Source organism: Mucilaginibacter sp. NFR10, from assembly GCF_900100445.1.
Taxonomy (GTDB): Bacteria; Bacteroidota; Bacteroidia; order Sphingobacteriales; family Sphingobacteriaceae; genus Mucilaginibacter; species Mucilaginibacter rubeus.
The window spans coordinates 307324-328875 of sequence record NZ_FMTV01000007.1 but is presented as its reverse complement, the minus strand read 5'-3'; the positions used below and the strand labels follow the sequence as shown (position 1 = coordinate 328875).

Annotated in this window: 20 protein-coding genes; 14 read left to right on the top strand and 6 right to left on the bottom strand. The window is 44.1% G+C overall.

Annotated elements, in window-relative coordinates; genetic code table 11:
* Positions 1 to 36: 36 nt before the first annotated feature.
* On the top strand, positions 37 to 1113 hold the full coding sequence (locus tag BLP33_RS22280) for a YncE family protein (protein WP_217633211.1): 1077 nt from the start codon (positions 37 to 39) through the stop codon (positions 1111 to 1113).
* A gap of 140 nt (positions 1114 to 1253) precedes the next feature.
* The gene (locus tag BLP33_RS22275) at positions 1254 to 4892 is read left to right on the top strand and encodes a family 78 glycoside hydrolase catalytic domain (RefSeq protein WP_090533263.1); all 3639 of its coding nucleotides are present in this window, start codon (positions 1254 to 1256) and stop codon (positions 4890 to 4892) included.
* A gap of 88 nt (positions 4893 to 4980) precedes the next feature.
* Here BLP33_RS22275 and BLP33_RS22270 read toward each other — a convergent pair whose 3' ends face one another.
* Positions 4981 to 5391: a cupin domain-containing protein gene (locus BLP33_RS22270; RefSeq protein WP_090533261.1), complete on the bottom strand. Its 411-nt coding sequence runs from the start codon at positions 5389 to 5391 to the stop codon at positions 4981 to 4983.
* A 74-nt stretch (positions 5392 to 5465) separates the two neighbouring features.
* Entirely contained in the window at positions 5466 to 6764 is a 1299-nt protein-coding gene (locus BLP33_RS22265; protein ID WP_090533259.1) for an epoxide hydrolase family protein, read from the bottom strand.
* Between the two features lie 281 nt (positions 6765 to 7045).
* Between BLP33_RS22265 and BLP33_RS22260 the strand changes: the two genes are divergently transcribed.
* The gene (locus BLP33_RS22260) at positions 7046 to 8200 is read left to right on the top strand and encodes an ankyrin repeat domain-containing protein (protein WP_090533257.1); all 1155 of its coding nucleotides are present in this window, start codon (positions 7046 to 7048) and stop codon (positions 8198 to 8200) included.
* A gap of 36 nt (positions 8201 to 8236) precedes the next feature.
* Here BLP33_RS22260 and BLP33_RS22255 read toward each other — a convergent pair whose 3' ends face one another.
* Positions 8237 to 8722, bottom strand: a complete 486-nt coding sequence (locus tag BLP33_RS22255; protein ID WP_139160045.1) for a hypothetical protein — start codon at positions 8720 to 8722, stop codon at positions 8237 to 8239.
* Between the two features lie 369 nt (positions 8723 to 9091).
* Here BLP33_RS22255 and BLP33_RS22250 point away from each other — a divergent pair, with 369 nt between their 5' ends.
* From BLP33_RS22250 to BLP33_RS22240, 3 genes are read left to right on the top strand one after another with little or no spacing between them, the layout of a single operon-like run.
* Positions 9092 to 9535 (top strand): Hsp20/alpha crystallin family protein, encoded by a 444-nt coding sequence (locus tag BLP33_RS22250; protein ID WP_090533253.1) that lies wholly within the window; start codon positions 9092 to 9094, stop codon positions 9533 to 9535.
* A 57-nt stretch (positions 9536 to 9592) separates the two neighbouring features.
* Complete coding sequence (locus BLP33_RS22245; RefSeq protein WP_090533251.1) at positions 9593 to 9907, top strand: hypothetical protein; 315 nt, start codon at positions 9593 to 9595, stop codon at positions 9905 to 9907.
* Positions 9885 to 10088: a hypothetical protein gene (locus BLP33_RS22240; RefSeq protein ID WP_139160044.1), complete on the top strand. Its 204-nt coding sequence runs from the start codon at positions 9885 to 9887 to the stop codon at positions 10086 to 10088. Before BLP33_RS22245 ends, BLP33_RS22240 begins: the two co-directional genes overlap by 23 nt.
* 108 nt (positions 10089 to 10196) lie before the next feature.
* On the opposite strand, the gene BLP33_RS22235 is transcribed toward BLP33_RS22240, so the two are convergent.
* The 3 genes from BLP33_RS22235 to queD form a co-directional block, all read right to left on the bottom strand.
* Positions 10197 to 10886 carry an OmpW/AlkL family protein gene (locus tag BLP33_RS22235; protein WP_090533247.1) on the bottom strand — a complete coding sequence of 230 codons (690 nt, stop codon included), beginning with the start codon at positions 10884 to 10886 and terminating at the stop codon, positions 10197 to 10199.
* A 285-nt stretch (positions 10887 to 11171) separates the two neighbouring features.
* Positions 11172 to 12206: an alcohol dehydrogenase AdhP gene (adhP, locus tag BLP33_RS22230; protein WP_090533245.1), complete on the bottom strand. Its 1035-nt coding sequence runs from the start codon at positions 12204 to 12206 to the stop codon at positions 11172 to 11174.
* A 156-nt stretch (positions 12207 to 12362) separates the two neighbouring features.
* Positions 12363 to 12719, bottom strand: coding sequence for a 6-carboxytetrahydropterin synthase QueD (queD, locus tag BLP33_RS22225; RefSeq protein ID WP_090533243.1), 357 nt, complete (start codon positions 12717 to 12719; stop codon positions 12363 to 12365).
* 345 nt (positions 12720 to 13064) lie between these two features.
* Between queD and BLP33_RS22220 the strand changes: the two genes are divergently transcribed.
* The 8 genes from BLP33_RS22220 (at position 13065) to ccoG (ending at position 21548) form a co-directional block, all read left to right on the top strand.
* Complete coding sequence (locus BLP33_RS22220; RefSeq protein WP_090533241.1) at positions 13065 to 13256, top strand: hypothetical protein; 192 nt, start codon at positions 13065 to 13067, stop codon at positions 13254 to 13256.
* A gap of 15 nt (positions 13257 to 13271) precedes the next feature.
* Complete coding sequence (locus tag BLP33_RS22215) at positions 13272 to 14150, top strand: universal stress protein (protein WP_090533239.1); 879 nt, start codon at positions 13272 to 13274, stop codon at positions 14148 to 14150.
* Positions 14151 to 14308: 158 nt separating this feature from the next.
* The gene (locus tag BLP33_RS22210) at positions 14309 to 16693 is read left to right on the top strand and encodes a heavy metal translocating P-type ATPase (protein WP_090533237.1); all 2385 of its coding nucleotides are present in this window, start codon (positions 14309 to 14311) and stop codon (positions 16691 to 16693) included.
* Positions 16690 to 16851 carry a cbb3-type cytochrome oxidase assembly protein CcoS gene (gene ccoS / locus BLP33_RS22205; protein WP_090533235.1) on the top strand — a complete coding sequence of 54 codons (162 nt, stop codon included), beginning with the start codon at positions 16690 to 16692 and terminating at the stop codon, positions 16849 to 16851. Before BLP33_RS22210 ends, ccoS begins: the two co-directional genes overlap by 4 nt.
* Before the next feature lie 86 nt (positions 16852 to 16937).
* The gene (ccoN, locus tag BLP33_RS22200; RefSeq protein ID WP_090533233.1) at positions 16938 to 19064 is read left to right on the top strand and encodes a cytochrome-c oxidase, cbb3-type subunit I; all 2127 of its coding nucleotides are present in this window, start codon (positions 16938 to 16940) and stop codon (positions 19062 to 19064) included.
* An 8-nt stretch (positions 19065 to 19072) separates the two neighbouring features.
* On the top strand, positions 19073 to 19264 hold the full coding sequence (locus BLP33_RS22195) for a hypothetical protein (protein WP_090533231.1): 192 nt from the start codon (positions 19073 to 19075) through the stop codon (positions 19262 to 19264).
* Positions 19261 to 20169, top strand: a complete 909-nt coding sequence (locus tag BLP33_RS22190) for a cbb3-type cytochrome c oxidase N-terminal domain-containing protein (protein WP_090533230.1) — start codon at positions 19261 to 19263, stop codon at positions 20167 to 20169. The genes BLP33_RS22195 and BLP33_RS22190 overlap by 4 nt, the downstream gene beginning before the upstream one ends.
* Before the next feature lie 5 nt (positions 20170 to 20174).
* Complete coding sequence (gene ccoG, locus BLP33_RS22185; protein ID WP_090533228.1) at positions 20175 to 21548, top strand: cytochrome c oxidase accessory protein CcoG; 1374 nt, start codon at positions 20175 to 20177, stop codon at positions 21546 to 21548.
* The last annotated feature ends 4 nt before the right edge of the window (positions 21549 to 21552 follow it).

Here is a 21552-nt window from a genome sequence, read left to right as displayed (position 1 = left end):
AACGACTTATAAACCGCCCTTCAATTAGTAAACCGCATGAATAAAACAGCATTCGCCCCTAATTTTAAAGCGATGAGATTTGACATGGTCAAATTACTCGTCGTAAGCATATTATGGATTCCGATGGTTTTTATTTCAAACAAATGTTCAGCGCAGGCCACACCCTCACGGGTTTTACTTGCACTTTCAAAAAGCGATCATAATTTGGCGATCATCAACCCGCTGACTTTAAAGGTTATTACACGCGTGCCCGTGGGTTCCGATCCTCATGAAGTTATTGCCTCAGCCGATGGAAAGACGGCTTATGTTTCCATCTACGGTGGAGGAAGCCTGCACGAGCTGAGCGTAATTGATCTTGTGGCGCAAAAAGCGCTGCCCGCCATTGATACCAAACCATTGATGGGGCCACATGGGTTAACATTTGCAGGAGGAAAAGTTTGGTTCTCGGCCGAAGGCGCTAAAGCTGTTGGCCGCTATGATCCTGCAACCGGCAAATTTGACTGGGCCATGGGAACAGGCCAGGATAGAACGCACATGATCTATGTAACCGATGATGGGAAAAAGGTGTTCACCACAAATGTATCTTCAGCAACGGTAAGCATTTTGGAGGATAGTTTGCTGAAGCCAATGGGGCCTCCGGGCGGTTTTGCACCTCCGGCACGTCATGACTGGGTACAGACCGTTATCCCGGTAGCTCAAGGTTCTGAGGGTTTTGATGTATCACCCAAAGGGCGCGAATTATGGACTGCAGGTGCTGAGGATGGCAATATTTCGATCATCGATATCACGGCCAAAAAGGTAACTGCCACAATTGATGCAAAGGTAACGGGTGCCAACCGGCTTAAATTTACGCCTGATGGCAAACGTGTATTGGTTACCAGTCTTCGTACCGGCGACTTGTTCGTTTTTGATGCTACTTCGCATCAGGAAATAAAACGTATAAATGCAGGCCATGGGGCGGCAGGGATTCTGGTAGACGACGACGGATCACGTGCATTTATCGGCTGCACTGGTGATAATTATGTGGCAGTGATCGACCTTAATAAATTAGAAGTGACCGGGCATATTGATATTCGCGGGGCTGACGGTTTGGCCTGGGCGTTGATGCCGTGATAATTTATTAGCTTTAGGCTTCGTATTCTGCTTTTAGTCCTATAAAAAAGTATTTGCAATCAAAGGGGTAAGTAAGGGACAGTTAAGTATCATTTTATTAGCATATTGCTTTACCAATTATTTTTACTGTAAACCCAATTATGACAAAAAATCCTGCCCCGATAACTAAACCGGCTGCCCTGATTTTATTACTGTTATTTTCATTTATACAAATTAACCTTTACGGTGCTGTAAAAGGGACCCGGATAGTTAACCTACAGGTGGAATATACTGAGCATCCTATTGGGATTGATGTTAAACTGCCCCGGTTTAGCTGGCAAATGCTGGCCCCTGAAGGATCGAGAGGCTATAACCAGGTTGCTTATCAGATCATCGTAAAAGATGCACAGGGAAAAGTGGTATGGAATAGCACCAGAATAAAAAGCGGAACAGCCTTAGCTGTGGTTTACGCAGGCTCGCCGCTTAAAGCCGCAACCCGCTATAGCTGGACGGTAACTGTTTGGGATCAGGCAGGCGGTGTTTCTTCCTCGGGCTCCTGGTTTGAAACGGGGCTCATGGACACGGGAATGTCGGCATGGGATGGCGCGCAATGGATAGGGGGAGGAGATAATGACCTGGTGCTTTATGCACATTACCTGCCGCTGTATAACCTGAAATATAAAGTGGCTATCGCTCCGGGCAGCTCCAGGGCAAGCATGATTTTTGCCGCTAATGACCCACGGCTGATGGATAGTAACAGGAACATTTTTCAGCTTGCCAATAAAAAGAACCAATCTTATTTTAAAGTGGAGGTGGATATTTCAGGTCTGGATCAGGGAAGCAATGCACGGATCAACGTATACAGAGCAGGGTATTCGGAAAAAGATACATTGGGTAAAGTATTTAAAAGCTTTCCAATAAAAACCGACCTGATTGGCAACGGTAATAAGAACAAACAGCACTCCATATTGATCAATAATGAGCTTGGTACACTTACATTCACTGTTGATGATAATAAAATATTTTTAGCCGATGAGAAAGATGCAACTGCTATAGCCCAGCCTGTGCCTGCAAACCGCGACGCCGTGATAACACTTAATCCGCTTGGCCGCCATGATGTAATCTCTTTTGGAATGCTTGGGGAGATAGGTTTTTCTGTAGATAAAGGTCAGAAAGCCGAATTTTCTGAGCTGACGGTTTCCAATTTCAGGTCGCCGCGCAACAATTTATTCAGCGAAAAGCCCGAAGAACATAATTACAAAGGGATTTTTAAAGAAGCTGTTATTACCCCTTCATCCGGTTTAGTTATAAAAGATGGGAAATATGAGGTAGATGGCGGAAGTGCAGGCGCATTTATCCTTGCCGATCCCAGTCATAACGCTATGCCTATGCTGCGCTCGGTTTTTAATGCCGATAAAGGTATTTCGCAGGCAAGGCTTTATGTAACGGCAAGGGGGATTTATGAAATCTATCTTAACGGCAAACGGGTAGGTAACGATTATTACAACCCCGGCCTTACACAATATAACAAAACTCATCTTTATCAAACCTACGATGTAACCGGTGTGGTAAGTAAAGGGAAAAACGCTATTGGTGCTATGCTCGGCGAAGGCTGGTGGAGCGGTTTGTTGAGCTACGGCTCGGTCTGGAACCATTTTGGCGACAGGCAATCCTTATTAGCCAAGCTGGTTATTACTTATACTGATGGTTCGCAGGAGGTGATCAAAACCAATAACAAAAACTGGAAATATTTTAACGATGGCCCTGTTGTTTACAGCAGCTTGGATATGGGCGAGGTTGACGATGCCACAAAGGAAGTTGCAGTTAAAGACTGGAACACGGTAGCTTATGATGATCATAACTGGCAAAAGGCGCAGGAAGTATCTCTGAAAGGAACAACATATACGGGGGATGACGTTGACTATTTCGGGAAAAAGATCCCGCTGGATTTTGATCATATTTCGATGATCGGGCAGATCGGAACATCGGCAGGAATTTATAAAACCCTTACTGCAAAAGGAGTGAGGGAAGTTAGAAAAGGTGTTTATGTATATGACATGGGACAGAATTTTGTAGGTGTGCCCAAGATCAGCATCAAAAATGGTATCGCCGGAAAAAAACTAACCTTACGTTATGCCGAAATCCTGTATCCCAACCTGAAGGAGTCCGGTAGAAATGTAGGTATGATCATGACCGAAAATTACCGCGCAGCATTGAGTCAGGATCTTTATATCATGAAGGATGGCGATCAGGTGATCCAACCGCATTTTACATCGCATGGTTATCAATATATCGAAATTACCGGCATTGATAGGCCGCTGCCGTTAGAGGATGTACAGGGTCTGGTTATAAGTTCTGTAAAAAAACTCACTGCCGATTACACTACCTCCAATCCAAAGGTGAACAAACTATGGTCCAACCTAACGTGGTCAAACATCGATAACTTCCTTACTATACCAACCGATTGCCCGCAAAGGAATGAGCGGATGGGCTGGTCGGGCGATATCAGTATTTTTTCGCGTACTGCAACCTATGTATCCAATGCCGATCAGTTTCTGCGCAGGCACATGCTGGCTATGCGCGATTTGCAAACCGAGCAAGGGCGATTTACCGATATTGCACCTGTTGGCGGCGGATTTGGCGGCGTGATTTGGGGAAGCGCTGGCATTACTGTAGCCTGGGAAACTTACCAGCAATATAATGATGTATCATTACTTGCCGAACATTATGATGCCATGTGTAGGTATATGGATTACATCGACTCAACTATTGATCCTAAAACCGGCTTCAGTACGGATGGTGTGCTGGGCGACTGGCTTGGGCCACAGTATATGCAGCTTGGCACTGCTTTCCCGGTTACGGCTTATCATGTTTATGATTTGGGCATTATGGCAAAGGTGGCTGGCATTTTAGGAAAGAAAGATGATGCTGAGAAATTCAGGAAAAAATATGAAGAGCGAAAAGCTTTCTTCAACAAAACATTTGTTAACGCTGATAAAAAAGCCGTAGGTGTTGTTGGTGGTGGGATGTTTGGCGAGCCCGGTAAAAAAGAGTTTAAAGTTTCGGATACGCAAACGGCCTATGCAACAGGTTTGGCACTTGGCGTATTTAGCAACGAAAATATCAGTTATATGGCAAAGAACCTTGAGGCTGCCGTTGAACACGAGAATAAAGATGATCAGGGGATCGTCCGTCCGTCTTATTCCCTCATGACCGGATTTGTAGGTACGGGCGCGATCAGTAAAGCCCTTTCAGATAACGGGCACTCGGACCTTGCTTATAAAATGTTGCAGAACGAGCATTATCCATCGTGGCTGTATGCTATTAATCAGGGCGCTACAACTATCTGGGAAAGGCTGAACGGGTATACTGTAGAAAACGGCTTTGGCGGTAATAACAGCATGAACTCTTTTAACCACTATTCATTTGGCGCTGTTGGTCAATGGATGATTGCTTATTCTATCGGGATTCAGCGTGATGAACCTGGTTTTAAGAAATTTATTTTGCAGCCTGAACCTGACCCGACCGGGGAGATGAGCTGGGCTAAAGGATCTTATGATTCGCCTTATGGACGGATAAACAGTAGCTGGTCCGTAAGCGGTAAAACATTGACCTATGATGCAACTGTTCCGGCGAATACCTCAGCTACATTGTTTCTTCCGGCAGTAACTGTTAAAGGCATAACTGAAGGTGGTAAGCCTGTGGCAGGGGCAAAGGGTATCAGCTTTATCAGGTTTGAAGGAAACAAAGCAATTTATCGCTTGATGCCGGGAGCTTACCGGTTTACATCAAGCTTATAAAGCTATGCCCGAAGCAATTTTGGAAGTATTGATCGTAATGATTATTGATGAGGTTGGGGATCGATACTTCCAAAATCTATAATGAACCTTACTTGATCAGTGTAACAAGTGGTTTATCTTTTTCAACAATATAGGTAGCAAGCTCACGCGCTTTGGTGGTTCCTACATTTTTCACCGAATGCACGGTTCCGTAAGGAATGAACAAAACATCGCCTGCTTTAAGTGTTACCGGTTGTTGGCCTGCTACCTGGTATTCCAGTAACCCTTCAAGTACATAAATAATTTCTTCGCCGGGGTGTTTATGCTCAGGATAAGCCTTCCCTTTTTCAATATCTACACGGATCTGCACCATTTCGCGGCCAGGAACACTAAGGTCATGTCGCTGTAACTCCGTGCGGCCAGTTACCGTTTGCTGAGCCAAGACAGATGATGGAAGTGTAAGTACTGCAAGAGCTGTGATAATAATGGCAGTAGCCAATTTGTTTTTATTAGTTTTCATGTTTTTTTTGATTTTAGTTGTTTGTAATTTATTTAAAAGCAGGCAATGTGATTACTCCATTGCCCTAAAGTAATTTAACGCAGTTGTTTGAATGCTGCACGCAACTCTTCAGTAAATAATTGCGGTTGTTCCCACGCTGCGAAGTGACCACCCTTGTCAACCTCATGAAAATAAGTAAGGTTAGGGTATGCACGCCGGGCCCAGGTTTCGGGAGCGCGATAAACATCTTCCGGAAATACGGTAATAGCTACCGGCAATTTGATCTCGGTGGTTTTTTGCGCAGTGGCGCTTATGGGGCCGCGTCCGGCATTTTCCCAATAAAGGCGCGCTGCAGAAGTACTGCTGTTTGTAAGCCAGTACAAAGTAAAGTCGTCGAGTACTTCATCTTTTGTTGGGTATTTGTCTGAGTCATCATCATAAGTCCATTGTGAAAAACCGGGATGAATTAGTAACCAGGCTGCAAGGCCGGCAGGTGAATCTGTTAAGCCATAGCCAATGGCCTGTGGCCTGGCAGTCATTATTACGTTGTATGCAGCGGCGCCTGTTTTTCTGTATTTGCTTAAGGCATTAAATACATCAAGTTCTTTACCTGAAAGTCCGGCAGGAGCGGGGCTGCCGGTGGTAAGCGCCGCATCTACTTCAACAGGTATTGTGGCCGGTAAATTGAGGTGAATGCCTGCCAAACCTGCCGGCGCCTGCCTGCCCATTGCTTCGGTGATAACTGCGCCCCAATCGCCGCCTTGTGCCGCGTAAAGGGTGTATCCAAGTCGTTTCATAAGCACATCCCATGCGCGGGCAATGCGCTCTGGGCCCCAGCCAGCTTCGGTTGGTTTGCCAGAGAAGCCATAACCCGGTAGGGATGGAATCACTACATCAAAAGCATCTTCTGCCCGGCCCCCAAATGCGGTCGGATTAGTAAGCGGGCCAATGATCTTAAGTAATTCAAACACAGAACCAGGCCAGCCATGTGAAATAATGAGCGGCAATGCATTTTTGTATGGTGAGCGTACATGAATAAAGTGGATGTTAACGCCATCAATTGTAGTTGTAAATTGTGGCAAAGCATTTAGTTTTTCTTCAGCTTTGCGCCAATCGTAGCCCTTGCCCCAATAATTAACAAGTTCCTGTAGCTTTTCAAGCTGAGCACCTTGTGAACGGTCGGCAACGGTTTCATGATCTGGCCAGCGCGTTGCTGCTATGCGGCGTTTAAGATCAGTGATTTCTTTTTGAGGAATATAAACCTTGAAAGGGCGAATGACTTCATTGGATTGTACTTCGGCAGGAGTTCCCGTTTGCGCATAGCCGGTTGTGCCCTGCACCAGAAAGGTTCCTGCAATAATGGTACTTACAAGAAGGTTTTTTACAGTTTTCATTGTTTGAGTATCTAATTTTTGGTAAAACTACAGCAGTAGCTATCCGTTATGAAGCTCCTTTATGGTGAAGCGGACTAACTAATCCTTCAGACAGACATTAACGGATGCAAAAGTCAGGTTAAGGAGGAGAAAATGACCGCTTACCGGCCGAAAAAGAATAGCTAACAAGATTTGACTAATGTATATTTGATAAACAATTGCCAATGTATAAATCACTTAAATCAGGCTTTAAGATTGCCAGTTTATACTTCTAAAAAAATGAAGTTTTAACGAATAAAATCATGACTGACATATCTATAACCCAAAAGAGTATAGCAGACCAGGCAGCCCGCGATGGCAATGTTACTACCCTGGCCGATTTTATACTGAATTATGGCGATAGGTCACAGTTGTCGCAGTGGTTTGGGGATACGGGTTATCAACCGGAAAATAGCCCCGAGGAGAATGCCCGGTTAATTATATCTCATGCAAACTATTTTGATAGCTGGGCACATTATGAAAAATTTAAAACCGGGTTATCAGCAAATCCGTCCTTGCAGCAATTTGAGCAAGCGGCAGATGCTATAGCTGCCGGAGATGCGGATACGCTCAAAAAGCTGCTGGCACAAAGGCCAGGCCTGATAAATGAGCGTTCGCGGCGCAATCATCACAGCACATTGTTAAATTATGTTGGTGCAAATGGCTTTGAAGCATGGCGCCAGAAAACACCACAAAATGCCGTGGAAATTGCGGCTATAATTTTAGACGCAGGCGCAGAAGTTGATGCCTGGGGCGATATGTACCGGGGAACATCTACACTCGGACTTGTTGCCACCAGTGTGCACCCGGTTATCAAAGGAATACAGGAAGAGCTGATGGATATCCTGATCAGGCATGGTGCCGACCCCAATCATGCGGTAGCTGCGGATTATACCGATGGCAACCTGATCCTGGCCTGTCTGCATAATGGCCGTTATGAACCTGTCCGTTATCTTGCTTCCAAAGGCGCGGAAGTTGAATTGGAAGGTGCCGGTGGTATTGGCGACCTGGAAAAGGTTAAATCTTATTTTAATGAACAGGGAGAACTTATTAATAAAAGCATGGCTGCGAAGCGCGATGGCTGCCTGATCTGGGCTTGTGTTTGCGGTCATCGCCCGGTAGTTGAATTTTTACTGAACCACGGCTGCGGCGTGCGCACCGTTTGGGACAATACCACGCCACTCCATTCGGCGGCCTACGGGGGGCAGGTAGAATTGGTAAAGATGCTGCTGAACGAAGGCGCAGACATGGAAGCATTGAATGGATACGGGGGCACTGTATTGGGCTCCACGCTTTGGGCGCTGTACAACAGCCGGAGGCCGGGCCACCTGGAAATCATGGAAATACTGATAGCCTCGGGTGCAGTTATTAAGGATGACTGGCAAATTTATATCGATGAAAAAAGAGCTGAAACATAGCCTGACCCTATGAAAGGAGCTTGCATGGCAATTTTCCTACCTGTCAATCGATCTTAATTTAGTCGATGGGTTAGCCATATTCATCGAAAAAAGATTTTCAGGCAGTATGATATCCGGGTATTTATCCATCATATAAGCCTTTTGAACGGGAACGTCAAATGCCCTGATCACGCGCTGGTTAAATGTTTTAACCCTGATAGTTTCGCTGTTTATGCGGAGGAGGATCACCGGTTGCGGCGCTCCGTTTACCTGTACGCTGTAATTATAATCTATCCCCTGAAAATAGATAGTTGTTTCATAACCGAATTCATAAACCTCTTTGGCCTTTTTGATCTTTTTTGATTTAACGGAAAGGATCAGGTAAAAAATGCCAGCCCAGGCCAGCAACAATGGTACAAATATTATCCAGCCGCCCATGCTGCCAAAAAAGACTATTAAGGGTGCTCCAAAGCAAAGATTAAACATCAATCCAAAACTGGTATAAAAGGGTTTGGAATAAAAATAAGTGATTCTTCTGCTCACATCATCTGTTATTAACCTGATAGGCACCATGATTTGTACTTTATGATTTAAACCAAAATAAAATAGTTATTGTTTTAGGCCCCAAAGAACGGAGGGGGGTAATTGGCCGCGATTCTACCAATGCTTTTTTAGCTTGAACAAAGCGGCACACGTCGTAAAAATATCAACCATTATTGCTTTGCTTTAATACGAATGTTAAAAAGCAATGGCATATTGAATATTTGTCAGGTCGAACTGAAAAAAAAGCATTTTTTGTGAAATTTTTTCAGTGATCTCAAGTATTTATTACACTGGCATTAGCTTTGAATTGAATGAACCGGTTTAATTAATATAAGTTTTAATCATTAATTTATTTAAGGAGGAAGACCTATGACATTGGTTAAATTTAATGCCGACAAAAAGAATAACAGTTCGTTATTACCGTCATTTAATGATGTTTTTGAATCAATCTTAAACGATTCTTTTTTCAATGACCGCCTGGTAGCGCGCGTTCCAGCAGCTAACATCAGCGAAACCGAGGATCATTATCATGTTGAACTGGCTGCGCCCGGCCTGAAAAAAGAAGATTTCAAAATTAACCTTGACCGCAATGTGCTGCACATTTCGGTAGAACGACAAAACGAAAGCAGCGACGTTCAAAAAAATTACAGTAAACGTGAGTATAGTTACAGTTCATTTGTACGTTCGTTTACGTTGCCCGACAGCGCCAATGCCGAAAATATTGAGGCGTCTTATACAGACGGCGTCCTGAAGATCGATATTGCTAAACGCGAAGAAGCTAAGGCTATACGCAGGCAAATTGAAATTAAATAAGTGGATTAGTTTTTTAAATGAGGCTCCTGTTAAAGCAGGAGCCTTTAATTTATAGCTATGGAACTCGGGTTTTATATTTTGCTGAGCGTTAGAACACCGGCAGGATTTGATAGTTATGGACAGTATTTTTTAGGTAATGACCGAAATTTCGCCGACCTGCTTTTTGACAGCTTTAAGGGCAGAGAACATTCGGGCTCCGATTTACTTCATATCGACCTGATGGAAACGACGGGTGAAATCCCGGTAAAAATTAAGTCGATATCCTGTACTCTTGAGGAGCTAACCTGCAATATCAAATTGATTGTCCGGGGTATCTTCCGGCAGAAAAACCTCACAGAATTTAACGGATATGGACAGGCAACAATGGAGTGAAATGCTCATCGGTATGCTCACGATACTGGTGTTATTGACAGAATTGTTTTTATGGTTAACCAGCCCAGGTCACCGCTTGCCCGAAATGAATCAGAAATTATTGCTCACCGGCGCCTTGCTTTGGATATCGGGCATTCTTTTTCGTATAAACAAAACAGACAGCGATGACTGGGCGATATAATAATAAGACAGTTGTTCTGCCCTTAGCTTCGTGAAATCGTATTTCTTTCTTGATTGGGTGTGGTCTTCATACACCAGGCTTTCGCAGGGTATCCCTTGCTATAAGGGATTAAAAACGGTAACCCATACCTACGCCGATGATCCATGGCCTGATTTTTACATCAGCCGGTATGTTTTTCAAAACCGGCGCAAGTTCGGGTTTGCCCGCAGGCGTTAAATTGGATGCATCAACCTTTACATCGGTAGAGAGAAATATTTTCTTCAGATCAATATTCAAGAATACTTTTTTACTGATATCGAAATCAGCACCCAACTGAGTTGCAAAAGCAAAACTGTTGTTGTAATCAATGCCGCCTACGGTTGGACCTTTATCGGCATTGTAAAAAATAGTGTAGTTAAGCCCCGCGCCGATATAGGGTTTAAAAAGGGTACCTGTGGGCAAATGATATTGCAAAGTAAGCGTAGGCGGAAGCAACCATACTTTACCGAGATCAACATCGGCCGAAGAGCCGGCACCAATAGCACTCAGGTTGGAGCCTTTTGTTTTTACCTGGTGTTTTGTTGTCGCCAGGATTAATTCTGCAGAAAAATTTTTGGCAAAAAAGTAGGTGAAATCGAGCTCGGGAACAACAGTATTGGAAATGTTTATATCTCCGCCGATGACGCCTATCGCCGCGCTTTCCTGGGGGATAACCCCAATTGCCCTGATGCGGATGTCCCATTCATTTTTTTGCTGAGCGAAAGCGGTTATCCCGTTTAATAAAAATAAGATTACGGTAGTAAAGAAAATCTTTTTCATAATGATTTGTATTAAATTATGGGTCAAATGTATCCCGCAGGTGATAAATTTTGCCTGACAGGAAACAGTTGTTCTCATGATACTTATCATTTCACGTTTACCCGGTTTATTACCGGATAGCAACCCGGAAACGAGTATAATGCTGACGTTGCCCGCAATAAAAAGATCCGCCCAGGGAGCGGATCTTTTTATTGTAACTTAGTTTGAGGAGGCGCTTAGGTACGGTATATTGCGTCAATGAGCAGTTTGATCCGGCCTGCGGTAAAAGTTTTTGTTATTTGCAGATTAGGGTTTAGCTATTTCAAGTACAACCCGGCCGTCTACCTTACCATTTTTCAGGTCGGCCAAAACTGTATTGATGTCTTCTAACTTCGCGGTATGTATGGTGGCTTTAACTTTTCCTTCCACGGCGAACTCGATAGCTTCCTGCAGATCTTTACGAGTGCCTACAATTGATCCCCTGATGGTATAGCGGTTCAACACGGTTTCAAATATGGGGAGGTCGAAACTACCGGGCGGTAATCCATTCAGCGCGATAGTCCCTTTTCTTCTTAACGCGGATATGCCTTGTTTAAACGCGATGGGTGATACAGCGGTAACCAACACGCCATGCATCCCCCCTGTTTCTTTTTGTAAAAACGCGCCAGGGTCGGTAGTTCTGGCATTAACTGTTAACTCGGCGCCAAGGTTTTTAGCTAATTCCAGTTTTGTATCGTCTACATCAATAGCCGCAACATGCATGCCCATGGCTTTGGCATATTGTACAGCTAAGTGCCCAAGGCCACCTATGCCGGAAATAGCTACCCATTCGCCGGGTTTGGTTTCCGTTTCTTTAAGGCCTTTGTAAACGGTAACACCTGCGCAAATGATCGGTGCCATCGCGGTACAATCCGAGCCTGCCGGGAAATGCCCAACATAACGGGAATCGGCCACCACATATTCTGCATAACCGCCGTCAACGCTATAGCCGCCATTTCGCTGGTCGTTACATAAGGTTTCCCAACCCGTAATACAAAATTCGCAGCATCCACAGGCGCTGTACAGCCAGGGTACACCCACAATATCACCTTCCTTCAGGCCTTTAACATCAGGGCCAAGCGCTACTACATAACCAATGGCCTCGTGGCCGGGAATCAGTGGCATTTTGGGTTTAACCGGCCAGTCGCCGTCTGCCGCGTGCAAGTCGGTATGGCAAACACCACTGGCTATTACTTTAACCAGTATTTCATGTTGGCCCGGCTCGCGAACCGGCATTTCTTCTATTTGCAAAGGCTGGCCAAACTCGTGCACTACGGCGGCTTTCATTTTTTTAGGTATCATATTTTCAATGGCTTATGACTAATGATTTTTTTATTGATACAAAGCTTGCGGAATTTAGCGGCTTAAATAGTGATCAAAATCACCTCCTGTTATGATATGGCACATTCAATCTGGGGGGAGACTGCATGAAAATACAAGATGGGAAAGATAGCCGCGCTATTTTCCCTCGTAAATAACTCCCGATGTCGGCGTTTCTTTCAATTCAATTTTAGTAAGCCCATCCAATTTTCCTGTTACGCTGTTCCAAATCCATACGGCCAGGTTTTCGGCCGTGGGGTTTTCCAAACCAGGGACCTCGTTCAGAATGGTATGGTCCAATTGATCAACTATCGGTTTAACCGCGTTTTTGATCAGGGCGAAGTCAAGCACCCATCCTTCGGGTGTTGTTACCTCGCCTTCAAAATAAACTGTTAAATGGTAGGTATGACCATGTATGTTCCTGCATTTGTGGTGCGGCGGAACGTTGGGTAAAAAATGTGCAGAATCGAAAGTGAAGCTTTTGTAAATGATCATATAATACGCTTTTTGCAGTTTTTAGTTTGCGGGCAAAAGAAGCGCGAAAAGTACTCTGATAAAATGATCTGTATTTCTTTATTCGTTGATTGAAATCACTCGCGCATTGGTTAAAATATCTCCGGGTTATATTTACGATACCGGCAGCAATGATTTTAGAAGTACTTACCCGTATCCTCAAGTTCACAATGCGGTATAAGTTTTTTACGCGGCAAATAGTTTTTTATTATTGGTTTTTGGGGTTAGATGTTGTTTTATAGATGTTTACAATCAGGTTGATAAATGACAATCGTCACTATTTTAACACCCGCTGCGCTGCAACTTTACATCGTCAGGAACGATGTTATGAAAACACTTGAAAGCGATAAAATACCTGTTGTTTTTAGAATACACCTGCAAAAAAATGATAGTTATACAGCGGTTATTATTGACGGGCAGCCGGTTAAATATTACGGCATATATAACCTTGATAACCAAGTTGAGAGCCAGCTATACAATATCGAACGAATCATAGAAAACATTAATCATATCCATTAATCAATCCTTTAAGCCATGAAAACTATTTTAGTACCCACCGATTTTTCGGAACCTGCAAAAAACGCCGCGAGCTATGCTATAAACCTTGCGCAAAATATAAAAGCGGGCTTGATATTATGTCATGCCATTAAAATACCTTCAGAAACGCCCATGGCAGCGCAGGTAGCCTGGCCTTTAGAAGATTATACTTCGCTCAAAGCAGATGCAGATAAGGAATTGGAACAACTTTCTGTAACCTTACAACAGGAAACTCCTTACGCCAAAGCGGGTGCGGGCCATAGTGTTATTAATACCTGTTGTGACGTAGGCGAGGTAATTGATATAGTAACAGGCAAAATAGGTGAAGAAAAGAGCGTAATGGTTGTTATGGGCATGTCGGGAGCGGGGGCTATGAGCAGATTTTTTTTAGGCAGCAACACACAGGATATGATCAGCGATGCCGCCTTTCCGGTTTTACTCATCCCATCGCAAGCAAAATATCACCCTGTAACCAAAATAGCTTTCGCTACCGATTTGAACAACAGCGATATAGAAATGATCCATTCGGTGGCAAGCCTGGCACGTTATTTTAATGCAGAGCTATTGATAGCCCATGTAACCGACGAGAAATATGAAACAGGTGATGAAAAAAAGGAGGTAGAAGCTTTTTTAAATGAAGTTACCTGTAAAGCCAACTATCCTAAAATTTATTACAGGCACATTAAAGGTACGGGTATAATGCGCGGGCTCGATTGGCTCAGCGAACACGGAGTGATCGATATGCTGGTGATGGTACACCGTAAAGTTAATCCCCTTGAGCGTTTGTTTGGTATCAGTTATACTAAAAAACTTTCGCATCATATTGAAATACCTCTGCTGGTGTTGCCTGAAGGGCTTCCGCCGTTGCATTTCTAAAACAGGAGATGGGAGGGAGCGCATAAGATCACATAGTAACGCGTGTTACTCTTTGTTTTTTAGTTGTGAAAAATGATACTCATCACTTTTCCATCCAACAGCCATCATTTTTCAGGTGCCGGATTACAGCCATTTTTGATCTTATAAATAGATCATCAATGGCTGTAAATATACTTACCCAAACTACCTGTTACCACTGTGGTAATGATTGTGATAAAGATCATTATGTATTAGATGGCAAAGATTTTTGCTGTGCTGGCTGTAAAGGTGTTTATAAAGTGCTATCCAGTAGTGGGTTATGTAACTACTACAGTTATAATGAACACCCCGGCGCAACCCGGACCCTTGTGGAAAAGCGATTTGAATACCTTGATGATCCTTCGATCATGGCCGACCTGGTTGATTTTACAGACGAAAATATTACTATACTAACGCTTTATATTCCTTATATCCATTGCAGCTCCTGTATTTGGCTGCTTGAGCAGTTAAATAGGTTTAACCCTGCCATTTATTACAGCCGGATTGACTTTTTAAAGAAACAGGTAAACCTGCGCTTTAATAACAGGGAGATAAGTTTAAGGCAGGTTGTGGAGCTGTTGGTTGATATCGGCTATGAGCCACTTATTAACCTCCAGGATGTTATTAAAAAACAACAAACCGGTGCTGGCGATAATCTTGTAAAAAAGATAGCAGTAGCTGGGTTTTGTTTTGGAAATGTGATGCTGCTTAGTTTTCCCGAGTATTTGGGATTGTCGGAATATGAGCGAACTTTCAGGCATTTTTTTGGCTGGTTGAACGTGCTGTTTTCGTTGCCGGTTGTTTTTTACTGCGGTAGGGAATATTTCCAATCGGCCTACACAAATCTGCGTAATAAGATATTGAATATCGATTTTCCGCTGGCGCTGGGCATAGCCGTGCTTTTTTTGCGTACGCTGATTGAGGTACTAACCCATGCGGGGGCTGGGTTTGCCGATACGCTTTGTGGGCTGGTGTTTTTTTTACTGGTAGGTAAATTTGTTCAGCGAAAAACCTATTACCATATCTCTTTTGAGCGTGACTACCGTTCGTTTTTCCCTGTTGCCGTACAGATTGTTGAGAACGGTATCGAAAAGCCGCTGCCCTTATCAGCCCTGAAAGTAGGTCAGCGGATCCGCATTCGTAGTAATGAGATTATTCCGGCCGATGCGATATTACTAAATGGCGAAGCGCGGATTGATTTTAGCTTTGTTACCGGCGAGTCAGCTCCCGTGACAAAGGTTTGGGGTGAAGTGGTTTATGCCGGTGGCCGGCAAATGGGCGAAGCTATTGAATTGGAGGTAATTAAACCAGTATCACAAAGCTACCTTACCCAATTGTGGAACAATGAAGCTTTTAGCCGTAGCCAGGACAACCGGATGCAAACCTTTAACCAAAAGGTAAGTAAGTATTTCAGCATTGTTTTACTGGTGATTGCATTGGGTTCATTAGTTTTTTGGCTGCCGGTCGATGTTTACCGTGCTTTTTCGGCATTTACAGCTGTGTTGATTGTTGCCTGCCCCTGTGCACTGGCCTTAAGTACTCCGTTCACTATGTCGGCGGCGCTCAGCGTTTTTGATCGTAATTTTTTCTACCTCAAAAACACCGCCGTTGTTGAACAGCTGGCCCGTATCAATACCATCGTTTTAGATAAAACCGGCACCATTACTATTGGCGGCGAAAACGGTGTAAGCAACAATGCGCAGCTAAGCAGTTACGATGAACAACTCATATACAGCATTTGCAGTAATTCGGCGCATCCCTTAAGCGTTCAGATTTGCGATTACCTCAAGGGCGCAGAAAAACTTCGGGTAAGTAATTACCGGGAAATAGCCGGAAAAGGTATCACTGCCTGGGTTGATGGGCATAATGTTCAGGTGGGCAGCCAGTCGTTTTTAACAGGAGGAGTAGACATCGCAAAATCAACCGAAGTACACCTGATGATTAACGGGCGATACGCCGGTTATTTCAGCTTTGTTAACAAGTATCGCGAAGGGCTTGAAGATATTGCGCGGCTGGCCGCGGATTATAAAATTTACTTGTTATCAGGCGACCAGGACCGGGAGCGGAAAAATTTACTGCCTTATTTTAAGGGGGAGGGATATATGCTGTTTAACCAATCGCCGCAGCAAAAGCTTGATTTTATAAAGGCTTTACAGCTGGCCGGTAAAAAGGTAATGATGATAGGTGATGGCTTGAATGATTCGGGTGCTTTAAAACAAAGTGATTTGGGGATAGCTATTACGGATAACGTTAACAATTTTTCGCCCGGCAGCGATGCTATTTTAGATGGGCGTTCGCTCAGGTTGCTGCCCGCATTTCTTAATTTATCAAAGGATAGTATCACCATTATCCACATCTCGTTTTTTATATCGCTTTGCTATAACCTATTAGGATTAAGCTATGCAGTAAGCGGCAGGCTTTCACCGCTCATAGCGGCCATATTGATGCCTTTAAGTACTGCAACTATCATTTCGTTCACAAGCATAGCAACACACCTCGCCGCTAAAAAAAGAAAATTATCATGAACATTATTTATTTCCTGATCGGGTGCAGCGTGCTGCTTGCACTCGTGTTTTTAGGCGCTTTTTTTTGGGCGCAGCGTAACGGCCAGCATGATGATCTGTATACCCCATCGGTAAGGATCCTGCTGGATGATGAACCAAATGATAAAGATAAAAAATGACCAATGTCATTATTCGGGCAAACCGTCATCATTCTGTCGGCGGCAGCCCCTCAATACTTTTACACCATCAAATTATTTAATATCATATGCAGCCCGAAAATTTTTACTATGACAACAAGATCGTCCGGAATTTTGGTATCGCCACGGTGATCTGGGGTATAATTGGGATGACCGTAGGCCTCATCGTAGCCATACAATTGTATAGCCCGGGGATGAACATGGGCAACCAATACACTACATTTGGCCGCATCAGGCCCTTACACACCAATGCGGTGATCTTCGCTTTTGTGGGTAACGCTATTTTTATGGGTGTTTACTATTCATTACAGCGGCTGTTAAAAGCGCGGATGTTTAGCGATGCTCTTAGTCAAATTCATTTTTGGGGCTGGCAGCTCATCATTGTTTCGGCTGTTATTACGTTGCCCTTAGGTTTAACCACCTCGCATGAATATGCCGAACTTGAATGGCCAATAGATATTGCCATTACCCTTATCTGGGTTGTGTTTGGCATTAATATGTTTGGAACCATATTTAAACGCCGCGAACGGCATTTATATGTTGCCATATGGTTTTACATAGCCACGTTTGTCACCATTGCCGTATTGCATATTGTAAATTCATTTGAACTGCCGGTATCAGCCTTTAAAAGTTACATGGTATATGCCGGCGTGCAGGATGCACTGGTACAATGGTGGTATGGCCACAATGCGGTGGCATTTTTCCTGACCACCCCATACCTGGGCATGATGTATTACTTTTTGCCCAAAATGGCCAACAGGCCTATCTATTCCTATAAGTTAAGTATTCTGCACTTTTGGGCTCTCATTTTTATATATATCTGGGCCGGCCCGCACCATTTACTGTACACCACGCTTCCCGGTTGGGCGCAGTCATTAGGTGTGGCCTTTTCTATCATGCTGTTAGCACCAAGCTGGGGCGGTATGATCAATGGTTTGCTCACCTTGCGAGGGGCCTGGGATAAAGTTCGCGATGATGTGATCCTGAAGTTTATGGTAGTTGGCTTAACTGCTTATGGTATGGCCACTTTTGAAGGCCCTATGCTTTCATTGAAACAGGTGAACGCCATAGGCCACTTTACCGATTGGATAATTGCTCACGTACACGTTGGCGCTTTGGGCTGGAACGGCTTTTTAACCTTTGCCATCCTTTACTGGCTTATTCCGCGTATTTATAAAACGCAGTTATATTCAAAGAAGATGGCCTCGTTCCATTTTTGGATAGGCACGCTCGGGATCCTGTTTTACGCCGTGCCAATGTATTGGGCCGGTTTTACCCAGGGTTTAATGCTTAAAGAGTTTACACCCGAAGGAATTCTGAAATATCCGGCATTTTTGGAAACCACCATGCGCATATTGCCTATGCACGTTATGCGTTCTGTAGGCGGTGGATTATACCTGCTGGGTGTTATTGTAATGGCTTATAACCTTTGCCGCACCGCGCTGCAGGGCAAACTCGTTGCAAATGAGCCTGCCCAGGCTATGCCGCTGCCGACTTTAAGCAAAACCGGGCATGAAGAAACATGGCACCGGGTATTGGAACGCCGCCCAATACAAATGATGATAGCCGCATTGCTGGTTATACTGGTAGGTACTTTTATTGAGTTGATGCCAACGCTAACTATATCATCAAATATCCCAACTATAGCAGCGGTAAAACCTTATACTCCACTTGAGTTGCAGGGACGTGACCTTTATATCAGAGAGGGCTGCTCAAACTGCCACTCACAAACGGTAAGACCTTTCCGCTCAGAAACCGAGCGCTATGGCGAATACAGCAAGGCTGGTGAATTTGTTTATGATCACCCGTTTTTATGGGGATCAAAACGTACCGGGCCCGACCTGGCACGCGAGGGCGGCAAATATGGTAATGCCTGGCACTATAACCACCTGATGGACCCGCGCCTCATGTCGCCGGGGAGTATTATGCCAAATTATGATTGGCTGTTAACCCAAAATCTTGATACGGCTACCACAGCCGCCAAAATAAAGGCCATGCGCACACTGGGCGTCCCATATCCCGAAGGATATGAAAAAATAGCCAACAACGATCTTAGTAAACAGGAAAAAGAAATTGCCGATAACCTGTATAACGATCATATAAAGGTTAAAAACAATAAAGAAATAGTAGCCTTGATAGCTTACCTGCAACGTTTGGGTACCGATATCAAAGCAAGCAAAACCGCCGCTAAATAACAAAAGCAATGTTTAAGCAATTTACAGAACACATTTCGGGTGCCCAGGGTTACCTGTTATTTTCTCTGGGGATCTTCCTCGTATTTTTTATTGTAGTAGCTATCCTGCTTTTCAGGCTCAGGAAACAGCATGTAGATCATATGCGTAATCTGCCTTTGAAGAATAGTCATGGTGAATCCCTTAATTCTTACAACTTATGAAATACCGCCGCCTGTTAATTTTACTTGTATTGATGATACCGTTACATCCGGCAATGGCCGCCGATGACAGCCTGATACCGGGCGATTTGATGAACGAGATAGGGTATGGAGCAATTATAGCCATGCTGGCATTGTTTATTGTAGCAATGCTGGTGTTGCTCAGGGCGCTTAGGGTATTGACAAAAATAACGCTCCGGGCGCAGGGGTATACAGAAGAGCAGATCATAGCGGAGATGAAACCCGCCAAAAAAGTTAAAAAGCCTAAAACGGAGGTTTGGAACAAATTACTGTCGCTAAGACCGATGTCTGAAGAAAAGGAGCTGATCATAGCACATGATTATGACGGTATTCAGGAGCTTAATAATCCTATTCCAGGCTGGTTCAGCTACCTGTTTTATATCACCATTATTTTTGCAATTGGTTACATACTCATTTATCATGTATTTGGTGTTGGGCAGTTGCAATATGATGAATATAAAACGGAGATGGCCCAGGCAGACATTGCCAAAAAAGAATACCTGAGCAAGGCCGCTAACCGGGTTGACGAAACCACAGTTAAACTCGTTACCGATCAGGCTGTACTGGCTTCAGGGCAGGCGGTTTTTAAACAAAGCTGCGTTCCTTGTCATGGCGATCACGCGCAAGGGGTAGTTGGCCCCAACCTTACCGATGATTACTGGCTGCACGGCGGTAAGATCAATGATGTATTTAAAACCATAAAATACGGCGTACAGGCCAAAGGGATGCCCAATTGGGAGAAACAGTTATCGCCCAAGCAAATCTCGGATGTGGCAAACTATATAAAATCATTGCATGGCAGCAATCCGGCTAATCCTAAAGAATCGCAGGGCGAAAAAGATGCAGATGACGTTGCGGCAAAAGGCAAAACGATAGCAAAAATATAACGATTATGGACGGTTTACTGGCGGCAAAAGAAAACGGGAAAAGGCAGTGGATGTATCCGCTGGTACGTAAAGGCAGGTTTTATAAATGGAGAAGCTGGTTAAGCTATTTTTATCTCATTTTCTTTTTTGCCGGGCCGTTTTTACGAATCAATGGCCAGCCGTTGTTGCTGCTCAATGTGATAGACCGGCAATTTGTACTGCTGGGGCAGGTGTTTTGGCCGCAGGATATTTTTCTGTTCATGCTGGCTTCGCTTGTTTTTTTGGTTTGCGTGGTAATATTTACTATTGCTTTCGGCCGTATTTTCTGCGGTTGGATCTGCCCGCAAACCATATTTATGGAAATGGTTTTCAGAAAGATAGAGATTTGGATAGAAGGGGATGCCAATAAGCGTAAAAAGCTTGACGCTGGTGCCTGGACACGGGAAAAAATCATCAAAAAAACAGCCAAACATGCTTTGTTTGTATTGGTCTCCTTTCTGATAGCCAACACTTTCCTTGCTTATATCATCGGCAGCGAAAGCCTTGTTAAAATTATTGTTGAACCTGTTACAGCCCACTGGGTCGGTTTTATCAGTATATGGGTATTCACGATTGTATTTTATTTGATTTACAGCCAGGTACGTGAGCTGGTTTGCACATTGATATGCCCTTACGGGCGTTTACAAAGTGTATTGATTGATGAGCATACTTTAGTAGTAGCTTATGACGATGTGCGCGGCGAACCACGCGGCAAGTTAAGCCGTAACGCGGACCCCTTTAACCTGAAAGGCGATTGCGTTGATTGCAGCCTATGCGTTGCTGTTTGTCCTACAGGTATTGATATTCGTAAAGGAACTCAAATTGAATGTATCAACTGTACCGCCTGCATAGATGCCTGCGACCAGGTAATGGACAAGATAGGAAAGCCCCGCAACCTGATTGGCTACTTCTCCGAAAATATGATCAGGCTGAAAGAAAAGCCCTCGTTTACCGGGCGCATGATGGGATATACCGCGGTAATAACCGTGCTGGTAGCTGTACTTGGTTATTTTATTTTCAGTCGGAGCGATATGGATATCACCGTTATGCGCAGTGCGGGAATGCTTTATCAGCAACAGCCGGGCGGCTACATCAGTAATATTTATAATGCCGAAATTATTAATAAAACCAATCAGGATAGAGTGATCAGGATAGGGGCGGATGATCCGGCTGTTAAGATCAGTTATATCCAGGCGCCCGGACCGGTTGCAAAGGGCGGATCGGCTAAAACGGTGTTTTTTGTCATGCTCCCTGCATCAAAAATATATGCCGCCAAAACTACCATTAAACTGAACCTGTTGCTTGGCGGTAAGGTGGTTCAATCTGTCAAAACCAATTTTATAGCACCAACAAATGATTAAACAT

Bases quoted from the DNA above. Each gene is read 5' to 3' on its own strand.
- BLP33_RS22280 (WP_217633211.1), top strand. From the start codon at position 37: ATGAATAAAACAGCATTCGCCCCTAATTTTAAAGCGATGAGATTTGAC.
- BLP33_RS22270 (WP_090533261.1), bottom strand. From the start codon at position 5,391: ATGAAAACTAATAAAAACAAATTGGCTACTGCCATTATTATCACAGCT.
- BLP33_RS22215 (WP_090533239.1), top strand. From the start codon at position 13,272: ATGAAAACTATTTTAGTACCCACCGATTTTTCGGAACCTGCAAAAAAC.
- BLP33_RS22260 (WP_090533257.1), top strand. From the start codon at position 7,046: ATGACTGACATATCTATAACCCAAAAGAGTATAGCAGACCAGGCAGCC.
- BLP33_RS22250 (WP_090533253.1), top strand. From the start codon at position 9,092: ATGACATTGGTTAAATTTAATGCCGACAAAAAGAATAACAGTTCGTTA.
- ccoS (WP_090533235.1), top strand. From the start codon at position 16,690: ATGAACATTATTTATTTCCTGATCGGGTGCAGCGTGCTGCTTGCACTC.
- BLP33_RS22275 (WP_090533263.1), top strand. From the start codon at position 1,254: ATGACAAAAAATCCTGCCCCGATAACTAAACCGGCTGCCCTGATTTTA.
- BLP33_RS22220 (WP_090533241.1), top strand. From the start codon at position 13,065: ATGAAAACACTTGAAAGCGATAAAATACCTGTTGTTTTTAGAATACAC.
- BLP33_RS22245 (WP_090533251.1), top strand. From the start codon at position 9,593: ATGGAACTCGGGTTTTATATTTTGCTGAGCGTTAGAACACCGGCAGGA.
- queD (WP_090533243.1), bottom strand. From the start codon at position 12,719: ATGATCATTTACAAAAGCTTCACTTTCGATTCTGCACATTTTTTACCC.
- adhP (WP_090533245.1), bottom strand. From the start codon at position 12,206: ATGATACCTAAAAAAATGAAAGCCGCCGTAGTGCACGAGTTTGGCCAG.
- BLP33_RS22240 (WP_139160044.1), top strand. From the start codon at position 9,885: ATGGACAGGCAACAATGGAGTGAAATGCTCATCGGTATGCTCACGATA.
- BLP33_RS22265 (WP_090533259.1), bottom strand. From the start codon at position 6,764: ATGAAAACTGTAAAAAACCTTCTTGTAAGTACCATTATTGCAGGAACC.
- BLP33_RS22210 (WP_090533237.1), top strand. From the start codon at position 14,309: ATGGCTGTAAATATACTTACCCAAACTACCTGTTACCACTGTGGTAAT.
- ccoN (WP_090533233.1), top strand. From the start codon at position 16,938: ATGCAGCCCGAAAATTTTTACTATGACAACAAGATCGTCCGGAATTTT.
- BLP33_RS22235 (WP_090533247.1), bottom strand. From the start codon at position 10,886: ATGAAAAAGATTTTCTTTACTACCGTAATCTTATTTTTATTAAACGGG.
- BLP33_RS22190 (WP_090533230.1), top strand. From the start codon at position 19,261: ATGAAATACCGCCGCCTGTTAATTTTACTTGTATTGATGATACCGTTA.
- ccoG (WP_090533228.1), top strand. From the start codon at position 20,175: ATGGACGGTTTACTGGCGGCAAAAGAAAACGGGAAAAGGCAGTGGATG.
- BLP33_RS22195 (WP_090533231.1), top strand. From the start codon at position 19,073: ATGTTTAAGCAATTTACAGAACACATTTCGGGTGCCCAGGGTTACCTG.